This window comes from Bradyrhizobium sp. Mp27, assembly GCF_029953005.1.
GTDB lineage: Bacteria > Pseudomonadota > Alphaproteobacteria > Rhizobiales > Xanthobacteraceae > Bradyrhizobium > Bradyrhizobium barranii.
Genome location: NZ_JASAUS010000359.1, coordinates 1 through 3,189 on the forward strand (window position 1 = coordinate 1; position 3,189 = coordinate 3,189).

Consider the following 3,189-nt stretch of genomic DNA (forward strand, 5'->3'; position numbering starts at 1 on the left):
TCGTCAGGCGGCGAAAAGCCGAAGGCAATCCTGTGCGCCTCGTCAGACAAGATGTGCGGCCGCATCAATCGGGCCCAAAAGCCGCACTCTCACGAATAGGACGGGCTAGGTCATGCAGATTGGCCCCGAGCGGAATCAGATGATAGTCATGCACCCAGAATGCGTCCCGATCGCGTACGTCGAAGACGGCACGCGCAATAAACCCGTTGGTCCTTTGATAGCTGTCATAATCGTCCGAGCCCGACATGCGCTCGGGCAGGGAGTGCAACGCTGGCCACAGCGTCGAATTCGAAAAACCTCGATAGTAGCCAGGATAGTCCGCGGCCGGCAGATCGAGCCTGGCCACAAAACCCGCTCCAGTTTCCACCAGTGGCAGGGGGCGCTCGGTCCCGTCGCCCCGGTTATCCGAGGAACCGACCCAGACCGCCCCGGACCGTTGCACGACCGGCTCAAGGGCCGCGGCAAGGCCGCCGGTCTGGGGTTTACTGGGGTCGAAGGGCGCAACGCGGTTCGAAATGACGACAAGCTTCAAATCAGGTTGCTGGTTAACCACATCAGCCACCCCGCCCGAGGCAATAGAATGGGCAGGACGTGCACCGCCTGGTTCATCCAGCTTCGGCGATATCTCGTCCGGCTGCTGGTCAAAGGCGTGCTGGTTTATGGTTTCATCTTGCTGCGCAGCGCCCGATGTACTGCTGTAAGCCAACGTTGCCGTGTCGAGAGCATTATGAATTCGAATCATCCCAAAACTCCGTTCGTCGCTGTTTGCGTTTGATTCAGTCGCAGATCGGCTCCGAGCGATATCCCCACGACGCCAGGGTGGCGGAGCTAGCCCGTCTTATTCGCGAGAGGGCGCCTGAGAGGCTGGCGAGCGTGGTGTAAAGCGCTGATGCGGCGTAGGATTCGGTTGCGAAGCCAACCCCATCACCTCCAACCGCGAACGCCACGCCCGCCATGACCGACGTTACGATTCCGCCCTTCTCGTTTCCAGCCGTTCACGCCAAGAAAGTCACAGCTGCCTTCGATGGCCCACAAGCGGAACATTCAATCGTATGTCTTGCATCTTCATCTCCTAATTGATGGCGATCTATGCCGAGCAACGCAAAATTGCATGCCGAACGGTTAATCGCAATATCAAGTCCGCCCACAACATCGTTGCTTCCGGTCCGAGGCACAGCAGGCGGAGGTCGGGACCTCGGCGCCCCGCACTTTACCTACTTGGCTCGGCAGAGCGCACTCGTGCCAAATGCTCGGTGATCGCCGAAGCGACGGCGCGCCGAATGGCGACGCAGTCACACACCTGAGATATTCAACGGTTAAAGTGACAATAACTGCCATGGAGAGTCGTTGTGGCATGTGCTTTCTCTCAGTGGCTCAGCCACTACTCCAGTACAATGAAGCTGGACGATGTTGGTCACTTCGCTCGGGAACGAACGCTGATTGTGCACGACATCGTCTGCACATTCATCCATCCATGTGGAGACCGGCATGATCTGGCCGCTGTGCTGCTCGACGCAGGCCTGCTTTCGACGGCAGCCGAGCATGACTTGGTTGGACTTGCATTGTCCCGAAACCTCGAGAACTTCCTGCTTGGTGCGCCGCTGTTCTTCGTCAATCCGTTGAGTCAACACCTTATCTTGGGTCAGAAGTTCGAGTTTGCGCAGATCGCTCCCCCGACCTTTGCGCCGTTGCTGGATGCCTTGGCGGTGCAGGCTAAAGCTTGGCGAGACGGGCGGAGCGCGACATGATCACAGGCATTTCACGTGTGGTGGATAGCGCAGCTGCGGCTGAGACTCAGCGCGCAGGTGACCTAACGGCTGTGCGGGTTTGGGATCGCGACAGCACCAGCGGGCCGCCCACGCTGACAGATAACCAGCGAGCGGAGCAAGAAAACGCATCTGAACAACTTTCGATGGCTTGTGAGCTTGCCAGTACGGGGACATTGCACTCGGGAAACTCACTCGTGGAAGAGGATGCTGCTGGGTACGCCGAGCCTCTGCTTGAGGACAGCGTATCGCCGCGACCTGATGCGGACGCAGGGACGGAGCAACGTGCTCTCCCTGCTGGCCGCGCCCGATGGTGGCGTCGGACGGCCACGCTGGTGGCCGCGAATGGAGCGCTGGGGGCGTTCGAGACCTTTGCGGGTCGCCTCGTACAGGGGGCGGTGCAGGTGCTTTCCGGTCGCCCGGAACAGCCACAACAGGTCAGCGATACGGCGATGGCAGCACATGCTGCGGTCAACATGGCGATGGGATTGATCGCGGGTGCAAGAGCGGGCGTGCACACATGGCGGGCGACCGATAATTGGGAGGCTTATCGCAGAGGATTTCAGGGAGAGCGGTCGGCGCCATCAGCGGCCCTCGCGACGGCGGGAACTCCCGACGTGCCCGCAAGCCAGCTGACACGTCTGTTGCCCAGTCTGGCGGCAGCCGCTATGAGCTTCGGCTTCGCTGCGCACACGGGCGTGAATGCTTTTGGGCACCTTCGAAGCTCATCGCATAGCAAGGTCGATGCCTACAAAGCGGTGGTTCAATCCAACGCCAACACAGCTTACTGCTACACCCGTGAGGTCGCAAACTTCGTGGCTTATGCCTTCCAGCTTGTTTCGCACGATGCCCTGCTGAACCTGCGGGGAGCAGCAGCCAGTTGCGCGCAATCCGGCGTCAACTCCCTAATACAACAGGCAATACAGGGAGAATTGAATGGTCGTGGCCAAGCCGGGGGCTTCGATCTCCGCTGGCCAGCCATCTCCGCTGCGGCCGAGGCCCTCGACGTTGCCGTTACTTGCGCATCTGCTCGTCTTGCCGAGCCCGACAGGCCCGTGACAATTTGGCGTGGTCGTCGAGCCGAGGAGACCTCGGCCGAGGAAGAACCGCCGTCAAGGCTCACTGTCGTTGACGCAATCGACCGGGTGACACAACGCGCCGTTGGTCGGCAGCTGGTTGGAGAACTCTCTCAGGTCGTCCCTCAGGAGCTGCATCATCCAGAGATTGGACCAGTGTTTGCTACGGGAACGCATGTGCGCGAGCTGGCCTGGCAAGCCGAACGCGCTAGTCGTGGCAGTGGCGCCAGTACGGCCCCTAGCCCGTCCTATTCGTGAGAGTGCGGCTTTTGGGCCCGATTGATGCGGCCGCACATCTTGTCTGACGAGGCGCACAGGATTGCCTTCGGCTTTTCGCCGCCTGACGA

At 60.4% G+C, this 3,189-nt stretch carries 3 protein-coding genes; 2 read left to right on the forward strand and 1 reads right to left on the reverse strand.

The genetic code is table 11. From position 1 onward, the window contains the following. Positions 1-64: 64 nt before the first annotated feature. Complete coding sequence (locus QJT78_RS49700; RefSeq protein WP_281460808.1) at positions 65-742, reverse strand: trehalose-6-phosphate synthase; 678 nt, start codon at positions 740-742, stop codon at positions 65-67. Between the two features lie 652 nt (positions 743-1,394). Here QJT78_RS49700 and QJT78_RS49705 point away from each other — a divergent pair. Further along, positions 1,395-1,748, forward strand: a complete 354-nt coding sequence (locus QJT78_RS49705; RefSeq protein WP_028154582.1) for a hypothetical protein — start codon at positions 1,395-1,397, stop codon at positions 1,746-1,748. Beyond that, the gene (locus QJT78_RS49710) at positions 1,745-3,100 is read left to right on the forward strand and encodes a hypothetical protein (RefSeq protein WP_281460809.1); all 1,356 of its coding nucleotides are present in this window, start codon (positions 1,745-1,747) and stop codon (positions 3,098-3,100) included. The genes QJT78_RS49705 and QJT78_RS49710 overlap by 4 nt, the downstream gene beginning before the upstream one ends. The last annotated feature ends 89 nt before the right edge of the window (positions 3,101-3,189 follow it).

Coding starts and splice junctions, on each gene's coding strand:
- QJT78_RS49700 (WP_281460808.1), bottom strand. CDS start 742: ATGATTCGAATTCATAATGCTCTCGACACGGCAACGTTGGCTTACAGC.
- QJT78_RS49705 (WP_028154582.1), top strand. CDS start 1,395: ATGAAGCTGGACGATGTTGGTCACTTCGCTCGGGAACGAACGCTGATT.
- QJT78_RS49710 (WP_281460809.1), top strand. CDS start 1,745: ATGATCACAGGCATTTCACGTGTGGTGGATAGCGCAGCTGCGGCTGAG.